The sequence below is a fragment of the Collimonas sp. genome (assembly GCF_035566555.1).
Classification (GTDB): Bacteria; Pseudomonadota; Gammaproteobacteria; order Burkholderiales; family Burkholderiaceae_D; genus Collimonas.
Genome location: NZ_DATMRB010000122.1, coordinates 1 through 8,313 on the forward strand (window position 1 = coordinate 1; position 8,313 = coordinate 8,313).

9 protein-coding genes and 1 pseudogene are annotated in these 8,313 nt (G+C 61.1%); 4 read left to right on the top strand and 6 right to left on the bottom strand.

The genetic code is table 11. The features are described from left to right. The 4 genes from pcnB to panB form a co-directional block, all read left to right on the top strand. A partial coding sequence (gene pcnB, locus VNZ65_RS15680) for a polynucleotide adenylyltransferase PcnB (RefSeq protein ID WP_325670581.1) occupies positions 1-1,020 on the top strand: 1,020 nt, incomplete at its 5' end. Positions 1,021-1,024: 4 nt separating this feature from the next. Further along, positions 1,025-1,531, top strand: coding sequence for a 2-amino-4-hydroxy-6-hydroxymethyldihydropteridine diphosphokinase (gene folK, locus VNZ65_RS15685; RefSeq protein ID WP_325670583.1), 507 nt, complete (start codon positions 1,025-1,027; stop codon positions 1,529-1,531). 94 nt (positions 1,532-1,625) lie between these two features. Next, positions 1,626-2,273, top strand: a complete 648-nt coding sequence (locus tag VNZ65_RS15690) for a deoxynucleoside kinase (RefSeq protein WP_325670585.1) — start codon at positions 1,626-1,628, stop codon at positions 2,271-2,273. Between the two features lie 2 nt (positions 2,274-2,275). Beyond that, positions 2,276-3,109, top strand: a complete 834-nt coding sequence (panB, locus tag VNZ65_RS15695) for a 3-methyl-2-oxobutanoate hydroxymethyltransferase (RefSeq protein WP_325670587.1) — start codon at positions 2,276-2,278, stop codon at positions 3,107-3,109. Positions 3,110-3,127: 18 nt separating this feature from the next. Here the strand turns inward: panB and VNZ65_RS15700 are convergent, their stop codons facing one another. The 6 genes and pseudogenes from VNZ65_RS15700 to VNZ65_RS15725 all read right to left on the bottom strand — a co-directional run. Further along, positions 3,128-3,628, bottom strand: a complete 501-nt coding sequence (locus VNZ65_RS15700) for an N-acetyltransferase (protein WP_325670589.1) — start codon at positions 3,626-3,628, stop codon at positions 3,128-3,130. 17 nt (positions 3,629-3,645) lie between these two features. Next, positions 3,646-4,521, bottom strand: a complete 876-nt coding sequence (locus VNZ65_RS15705; RefSeq protein WP_325670591.1) for a peptidase — start codon at positions 4,519-4,521, stop codon at positions 3,646-3,648. Positions 4,522-4,637: 116 nt separating this feature from the next. Further along, positions 4,638-5,450: a transglutaminase family protein gene (locus VNZ65_RS15710; RefSeq protein WP_325670593.1), complete on the bottom strand. Its 813-nt coding sequence runs from the start codon at positions 5,448-5,450 to the stop codon at positions 4,638-4,640. 19 nt (positions 5,451-5,469) lie between these two features. Then, positions 5,470-6,489 (bottom strand): alpha-E domain-containing protein, encoded by a 1,020-nt coding sequence (locus VNZ65_RS15715; protein ID WP_325670595.1) that lies wholly within the window; start codon positions 6,487-6,489, stop codon positions 5,470-5,472. Position 6,490: 1 nt separating this feature from the next. After that, positions 6,491-7,906, bottom strand: a complete 1,416-nt coding sequence (locus tag VNZ65_RS15720) for a circularly permuted type 2 ATP-grasp protein (RefSeq protein ID WP_061944205.1) — start codon at positions 7,904-7,906, stop codon at positions 6,491-6,493. 281 nt (positions 7,907-8,187) lie between these two features. Continuing rightward, a pseudogene (locus VNZ65_RS15725) lies at positions 8,188-8,313 on the bottom strand (cupin); the annotation flags it as partial.

The window sequence follows — 8,313 nt, forward strand, 5'->3', positions numbered from 1 at the left end:
GACGGTTCGCCGAAAGACGAGCATGGCCGGGTGTTGCGCGACAATACTTTCGGCGAGCAGCATGAAGACGCAGTGCGGCGCGATTTCACCATCAACGCGATGTACTACGATCCGACCACCGAAAGCGTGCTGGATTACCACGGCGGCATCGCCGACATCCGCGCCAAGACCCTGCGCATCATCGGCGAGCCGGAAGCGCGCTACCGCGAAGATCCGGTGCGTATGCTGCGCATCGTGCGCTTCGCCGCCAAGCTGAAGTTCAACATCGATCCTGCCACCCGCGCGCCGATCCCGGTGATGGCGGCCCTGATCGACAACGTGCCGGCGGCTCGGGTGTTCGATGAAATGCTGAAACTGCTGATGAGCGGCCATGCCCTGGCTTGCCTGCAGCAATTGCGCAAGGAAGGCCTGCACCACGGTTTGCTGCCCTTGCTGGACGTGGTGCTGGAGCAGCCGCTGGGCGAGAAGTTCGTAACGCTGGCGCTGGCCAATACCGACGTCCGCGTGCAGCAAGGCAAGCCGGTTTCCCCGGGTTTCCTGTTTGCCTCGCTGCTGTGGCACCAGGTGCTGGAAAAATGGAGCGCCTACAAGGCGGCCGGCGAATTCCCGATCCCGGCGCTGCACCTGGCCGCCGACGACGTGCTGGAAGCGCAGACCGACAAGCTGGCCCTGCAGCGCAAGATCGCCTCCGACATGCGCGATATCTGGGCCATGCAGCCGCGCTTTGAGCGGCGCACCGGCAAGGCCCCGTACAAGATGCTGGAACACCTGCGCCTGCGCGCCGGCTATGACTTCCTGCTGCTGCGTTGCGCCTCCGGCGAAATCGACGGTGAAATCGGCGAGTGGTGGACTGCCTTCATGGAAGGCGACGGCGATGAGCGCGAAGCATTGATGGCGCAAAAGCCGAAAGTGGCGGCCGAAGCTGCCCCTGCCAAGAAACGGCCGCGCCGGCGCGGTTCACGCAGCGGCGCCAAAGCGGTCAACCCGGGCGGCCGTAGCGACGATGGGCAAGGCGCATAGTTCCATGAGCTTGACTGCAACGTCTGCGGCGGCCCCTGTGGTCACCGCCTACATCGGCATCGGCGCCAACCTGGGCGACGCCGCCGGGCAGGTGCAACGCGCCATCCTGCAGCTCGGCAAGCTGCCGCACACCAGCCTTAGCGGCCAGTCCAGCCTGTTTGGCACGGCGCCGCTGGATGCCGGCGGCGACGATTACGTCAATGCGGTTGCGCGTCTCGAAACCCGTCTCGGCGCCCATGACCTGCTGCGCGGCTTGCAGCAGATCGAGCAGGATTTCGGCCGTGAGCGTCCTTATCCGAATGCGCCGCGCACGCTCGACCTGGACCTGCTGTTGTACGGCCAGTCCAGCATCCAGGATGATCTGCTGACCGTGCCGCATCCGCGCATGACGCAACGCGCTTTTGTCCTGATCCCGCTGTTGCAGCTCGATCCCTTCATCGTCATTCCCAAGCACGGCGCGGCGCATCAGTTCGCCCCGCTGGTGGCGGACCAGCGTATCCACAAACTATAATCGCCGCGCCTGGCTGGCTGCCGGATGTGGCAGCTTCTGGCACACTGTGGCCTTGGCCCGCGCGGCGCCACCGACAGTTGAACAATGGGTGAACATGAATCTAGACGCTTATAAATACATCGTAGTAGAAGGTCCTGTCGGCGCCGGCAAGACCACGCTGGCCAACAAGATCGCAGCGCATCTGGGCGCGCGCGTCCTGCTGGAGCAGCCGCAGGCCAACCCCTTCCTGGAAAAATTTTACCGGGACGCCTCCCGTTATGCGCTGTCGACCCAGATGTTCTTCCTGTTCCAGCGCATCAACCAGTTGCGCGAGACTTCGCAGAACGATTTGTTCGAAGGCCGCGGCCATCTGGTGGCCGATTTCCTGCTGGCCAAGGATGCCATTTTCGCCAGCCTGACCCTGGCCGACGAAGAGCTCAAGCTGTACCAGCAGATGTACGATCATCTGCGGCCGCAGGCGGCCACGCCGGACCTGGTGATTTACCTGCAGGCCGAGCCGGAAACCCTGATGGAACGCATCAAGAAGCGCGGCATCGAGATGGAAAGCGCGATCACCCAGGAATACCTGGCGCGCCTGTGCGAAAGCTACAGCCGCTTCTTTCATCACTATGACGATGCGCCTTTGTTGATCGTCAACAACGAACATCTGGACCTGGCCGGCAGCGATGCCGATTTCAGCTTACTCTTGGCGCGTATCGACAGCATGCGCGGCAAGCGTGAATTTTTCAATCGTGGAGAATGACAATGGCAGCTTATTTACAAGATGGCGCTGCGGCAGCGGCGCGCAGCAAGCCGGTGACGATTCCGGCCTTGCAGGCATTGCGCGACAAGGGTGAGAAGATCACCATGCTGACCTGCTACGACGCCAGCTTTGCGGCCTTGATGGACCGCTGCGGCGTCGAGACCCTGCTGATCGGCGATTCGCTCGGCATGGTGTGCCAGGGCCACAGCTCGACCTTGCCGGTGACGGTGCAGGAAATCGCTTATCACACCGCCAGCGTGGCGCGCGGCAACCGTACTGCGCTGGTGCTGGCGGACCTGCCGTTCGGCGCTTACGCCACGCCGGAAAGCGCTTTCGCCAACGCCGTGCCGGTGATACAGGCCGGTGCGCAGATGGTCAAGATAGAAGGCGGCGCCTGGCTGGCGCCAACGGTGCGTTTCCTGACCGAACGGGCGATTCCGGTATGCGGCCACCTGGGGTTGACGCCGCAGTCGGTGCACCAGATGGGTGGTTATAAAGTGCAGGGCAAGACCAGCGCTGCGGCCGAGCAGCTGAAAGCCGACGCCCTGGCCTTGCAGGAAGCCGGCGCCAGCCTGCTGGTGCTGGAAGCGATTCCGGCGGCGCTGGGCAAGGAAGTCAGCGAACTGCTGACGATCCCGACCATCGGCATCGGCGCCGGTCCGGACTGCTCAGGCCAGGTGCTGGTGATGCACGACCTGCTGGGGGTCTTCCCCGGCCACAAGGCCCGTTTCGTCAAAGATTTCATGGAAGGGCAGAGCAGCATCGATGCTGCCGTGCTGGCTTATGTGCGAGCGGTCAAGGACAAGTCGTTTCCGGCGCCGGAACACTGCTTCTGAATCGGATAACGGCGATGCTTATTGCAGCTGCATCGCCATTTCATGCCAGGCCATGCCGCCGTGGTCCGAGTCTGAAGCCTTGAGGTATTTGAAACCCATGCTTTGATAGAGCGCCACATGGCGCTCTTTGCACATCAGGTGGATGCTGGATTTATGCAGCGCCCGCATGCGGGCGATGAATTCCGTCATCAGCTGCCTGGCAATGCCGCGTCCCTGGAAATCCGGATGCACCACCACCGACATGATCACCACATGCGGCCCGTCCGGGTCGTGCCCGATCAGTTCCTTGAATGCCTCGTCCGCCATCTCGACCTTGAAGGCCGCGCCGCCGTTGATGAAGCCGGCCACCACGCCATCGTTCTCATAGACGATGAAGCCTTGCGGCCAGGTGGCGATGCGGGTAGCGATCTTTTCTTTCGTGGCGGCTTCGTCGCCCTCGTAGGAAGTCGATTCGATCTCGTAACAACGTTCGAGATCGGCACTGGCGACGGGACGGATCAGGCCGTTGTTTGCAATCATGGCCGCGGCGGCAAGCTTCAGGGCTGCTGGTTGCCTTCAGGTCCCTGCGCCAGGGTTTGCAGCGGCACTGGCTGGACAGGACTGGCGTTGGCGGCAGGCGGCGCCAGCACCAGCGGTTCGTTCAGCGAACCCTTGGCCAGCACCACGTTCGGCACGGTGTCGGGATTGGCGTTCCAGACCGGATCGGCGAGGCCGTTGAACACTGCGGTCAGCTGCTTGCCCCAGTTCTCGTGGATCATCTGGAAGTACTGATTCTTTTCGTCGATGGTGACGAAGCGGGTTACCGCCAGCGTGTCGCTGCCGTACAGCAGCAAGTCCAGCGGCAGGCCGACCGAGATGTTGGAGCGCATGGTGGAATCCATCGAGATCAGCGCGCACTTGGCGGCCTGGTCGAGGGTGGAGGCCGGGGTGATCACGCGGTCCAGGATAGGTTTGCCATATTTCGCTTCGCCGATCTGGAAGTAGGTGTTTTCATTCAGCGATTCGATGAAATTGCCGGCGGCATAGACCTGGAACAAGCGGCATTCCTCACCCTTGATCTGGCCGCCGAAGATGATGCCGACATTGAAATCGATGCCGAATTTTTCCAGTTTCAAGGCTTCGCGGTCGTACACCACGCGCACCGCTTCGCCGACGATCTGCGCCGCTTCGTACATGGTGGCCACGGTCCAGATGGTCTTGCCGGCAGCGTTCACGTACTCGCCGATGACTTGCTTGATCGATTGCGAAATCGAGAGATTGCCGGCGGTCATGAACACCATCAGGCGTTCGCCCGGGTTCTCGAACACGCTCATCTTGCGCGCGGTGGCAACATGGTCCACCCCGGCATTGGTGCGGGAGTCGGAAAGGAAAACCAGACCGGAGTCCAGGCGCAGAGCGACGCAGTAAGTCATGATGTCAAAGAAAAATACAAAGTGGAGATTCTACAGGAAGCGGCAGCCGTTTCCTGAGTGCGGCGCTGATTGTGTTGTTGATTATGCTACAAAATGTGGCATCGTAGGCAGCCGTTTCATTGTTGTGATGGTAATGCGGAAACATTCACCTGCACGCTCATGGTTTCTTCGCCGCCGCCGCGCCGCACGCCGCGCACCGGCGCCGCCGACTCGTAGTCGCGTCCTATTGCTAGTCGACAATAATTGTCGCTGGCGAAGCAAGCGTGGGTAACGTCGATGCTGATCCAGCCGGCGAATGCGCCTTCCTCTACCCAGACGTCGACCCAGGCGTGGCTTTCGGCATGGCTGGTGTTGCCGGGATCGATATAGCCTGAGACATAGCGCGCGGAAATCCCCAGCGTGTGGCAGCAAGCCAGGAACAGGTGAGCATGATCCTGGCACACCCCTTGGCCCAGCGCCAGGGCGTCATCGGCGCTGCTGGTGACGGCGGTGGAGCCGCTCCGGTAGGACACGGCACTGCAGATGGCTTGCGCCAGGTCGAGCAGTTGCCGGCTGTCGGCGCCCGCCTGCAGATGGCGATAGGCGAAATCCATGACGGCGACGGTCGGCTGGGTCAACGGCGTCGGCACGGTAAACACCAGCGGCGAAAACTCGCCCGCCTGCGGCAGCCGGCCTTGCTGCAAAGGCGTCACCGCCACCGTGCCTTCGGCGATGATGCGCACCTCGTGGTGCGGCTTGGTGACGGTCAGCATGTGGCTCAGGTTGCCGAAGGCGTCGGTGAAGGGATGGCGGCTGCCGGAACTGCTGATATGCCATGCCAGGGTGCGTTGCTGCGCTTCCGCGCGCGGCCACAGCCGCAGCTGCTGAATCGTATAGGTCAGGGCTGCGGTGTAGTGGTAGACGGTCTCATGGCGGATGGTGAGTAACATCAGGTTGAACAATCGGCCATCAAGTATTGAGGGGCACCAGGAAATCGCGGCTGATGCGATTGCCAAGCTCGAAGATGCGGTCGAAGAAGCGCGTCAGGTAGTCGTGCAGGCCGGCGTCGAGGATTTCATCCAGGTTGCTGAACTTGAGGTCGGCGTGCAGCTTGCCGGCGAAGCGTTCGGTGTCGGAGGAAATATCGTTGTGCACATGCTTGAGATTGCTTACTACCTGCTCCATGCAGGACAGCAGCGAGCGCGGCATGTCCGGCCGCAGGATCAGCAGGTCGGCCACGCGCGCGGGCGTGATGACGTCGCGGTAGACCTTGCGGTAGATTTCGAAACCCGACACCGAACGCAGGATCGCCGCCCAGTAGTAGAAATCGATTTGCGGATCGGCGGCGATGGCGTCCTGGTCCTGGCTTTGCTGCTGGCGAATTTTCTGGCTCTGCTGCTGTCCGTTCTGGCCCTTCATGTAGCTGCTTTCCTTGGCGCCATGGAATTTGACGTCGATGATGCGCGCGGTATTGTCGGCGCGTTCCAGGAAGGTGCCCAGGCGGATGAAGTGGAAGGCTTCGTCCTTCAGCATGGTGCCGATGGTGACGCCGCGCGACAGATGCGAACGATGCTTGACCCACTCGAAAAACTCGGCCGGATTCTGTTCCAGCGCGTTGGTCTGCAGATAGCCCTGCATCTTGATCCAGGTGGCATTCTGGATTTCCCAGGCTTCCGTGGTCAGCGCGCCGCGCACGGCGCGGGCGTTCTCGCGCGCCTGCTTCAGGCAGGAAGCGATCGAAGACGAGTTGCTGGGGTCGCGCACCATGAAATCGATCACGTCCTTTTGCGTCAGGACATTGTATTTCTTGTCGTAGGCATGGGTCAGCTCGGAAATGCCCAGCACGGCACGCCAGCCTTTTTCGACATCCTCCACCGACTGCGGCAGCAGCCCGGTCTGCACGTGCACATCCAGCATGCGCGCGGTGTTTTCGGCCCGCTCGGTATAGCGGGACATCCAGAACAAATGGTCAGCGGTACGGCTCAGCATGTTATTTCTCCAGAATCCAGGTGTCTTTGGTGCCCCCGCCTTGCGACGAGTTGACCACCAGCGAGCCTTCCTTGAGGGCGACGCGGGTCAGGCCGCCGCGCACCAGGGAGACGTTCTTGCCGGACAGGACAAACGGCCGCAAGTCGAGATGGCGCGGCGCGATGCCGGCTTCGACATAGGTCGGGCAGGCCGACAGCGCGAGCGTCGGCTGGGAGATATAACCATCCGGCTTGGCGATTACGCGCTGGCGGAAGTCTTCGATTTCCTGCTTGGTCGAGGCTGGTCCGACCAGCATGCCGTAACCGCCGGCGCCATGGACTTCCTTGACCACCAGGTCCTTGAGATTGTCGAGCGTGTACTGCAGGTCTTCCTTCTTGCGGCACTGGAAGGTCGGTACATTGTTGAGGATCGGCTTTTCCGAGAGATAGAACTTGACCATGTCCGGCACGAACGGGTACACCGACTTGTCGTCGGCGACGCCGGTGCCGATGGCGTTCGCCAGCGTGACGTTGCCGGCGCGGTATACCGACAGCAGGCCGGGCACGCCGAGCGAGGAATCGGGGCGGAAGGCGAGCGGATCGAGGTAGTCGTCGTCGATGCGGCGGTAGATCACGTCGACCCGCTTGGGGCCGCGCGTGGTGCGCATGTAGACGTGGTTGTCGTTGACGAACAGATCCTGTCCTTCGACCAGCTCCACGCCCATCTGCTGGGCCAGGAAAGCGTGTTCGAAATAGGCGGAGTTGTACATGCCGGGGGTCATCACCACCACGGTCGGATCGGTGACGCCGACCGGCGCCACCGAACGCAGGTTATCCAGCAGCATGTCGGGATAATGATCGACCGGCGCGATCTTGTGGCGCAGGAATAGCTCGGGGAACAGCCGCATCATCATCTTGCGGTTTTCCAGCATGTAGGAGACGCCTGACGGCACCCGCAGATTATCTTCCAGCACGTAGAACTCGCCCTCGCCGGCGCGCACGATGTCGACCCCGGCGATGTGGGCGTAGATGTCCGAGGCCACCGAGATGCCTTGCATTTCGGGGCGGTACTGGGCGTTGCGGAAGATCTGTTCAGCGGGAATCACGCCGGCCTTGACGATATTCTGGTCGTGATAGATATCGTGGATGAACATGTTGAGCGCCTTGACGCGCTGGATCAGGCCGGCTTCCAGGGTCGCCCATTCCTGCGCGTGGATGATGCGCGGAATGATGTCGAAAGGGATCAGGCGTTCGGTGCCGGCATCGTTGCCGTAGACGGCGAAGGTGATGCCGACGCGACGGAAGATCAGATCGGCTTCGGCGCGTTTGCGCGCGATGGTTTCGGCGGTCTGGGCGTTGAGCCAATTGGAAAATTCGTTGTAGTGCGGACGCACCAACGAGCTGCCATCGGAGTACATCTCATCGAAGAAATTTGCCATGATCTTGCTTTGCTGTGGTTTGATCGGGAACTATCAAGTAGCTATCAAGAAGCGTGCCTGTAGCACGCTATTGGTTGACGATTAAGCATTAACTTGTTCAAAGATTAACATGCTACCTCGTATCTTGAACAGGCTTTATTTGCAACAATGCGGCGTCAACTCTTAGCAAATTTTGCGTCTGTCTGGTGTCGGCCTCCGTCTTGTTTTATGTGAGAGCGAATGCGAATTGCTGGCTAGCCTGGCACATCAACGTACATGCGCAGAGTGCGTCCATGCGGCTCTCATACCCAAGGCTTGGGCGCCGGAACGGCGCAGGGTCCGGGCATGTCGATCGAAGTGAATGCAGCCGGGCTAACGATTTCAAGATACTCCATGTCTTCCGAGTAGTCGAATAAAAAATGCACAAT